The organism is Achromobacter sp. Marseille-Q0513 (assembly GCF_018195695.1).
Lineage (GTDB): Bacteria > Pseudomonadota > Gammaproteobacteria > Burkholderiales > Burkholderiaceae_B > Achromobacter.
Genome location: NZ_JAGTJY010000447.1, coordinates 1 through 611, shown reverse-complemented (window position 1 = coordinate 611; position 611 = coordinate 1). Strand labels below are relative to the sequence as shown.

1 protein-coding gene is annotated in these 611 nt (G+C 66.0%); it reads left to right on the top strand.

What is annotated here, in order from left to right; translation table 11 throughout:
• Positions 1-611 (top strand): NAD(P)/FAD-dependent oxidoreductase (locus KDH83_RS31185; protein WP_212322972.1); only part of this gene is annotated, 611 nt, incomplete at both ends.

Here is a 611-nt window from a genome sequence, read left to right as displayed (position 1 = left end):
ATGGCGTCGATTGCGCGGGCAAGCGCGTGGTGGTGATCGGCTCGGGCGCAACCGCGGCAACGCTGATACCCGCGCTGGCCGATTCCGCCGCGCACATCACCATGCTGCAACGCTCTCCCACATTCTTCGCCGCGCAGCCTTGGGCCCACGAATTGGAAGAGCCGTTGCGCGCGCTGGATTTGCCGGATGAATGGACGCACGAGATCCTGCGTCGCGCGCACCTTGCCCGCAGGGCCGAGGTGATACGCATGTCCTTCGAACAGCCGATGGCGCTTCGTGAGTTCCTCATCGGCCAGGTCCGCGCGCATCTGCCGGAGGGCTTCGACGTGGACCGGCACTTCAACCCGGCCTATCGGCCCTGGCAACAGCGCGTGGCCGTGGTGCCCGATGGCGACCTGTTCGCGGCCATCCGAAGCGGCAAGGCCTCGGTGGTCACGGACGCCATTGAGTGCATTGATGCCACCGGCATTCAGCTGGCTGGGGGTGAACATCTGCCGGCGGATGTGATCGTCACGGCGACCGGCTTCAATCTGCAGCTGTTCGGCGACATCGCCTTCAGCATGGATGGCCGCGACGTGGATCTCTCCCAGCGCGTGACCTATCGCGGCGTG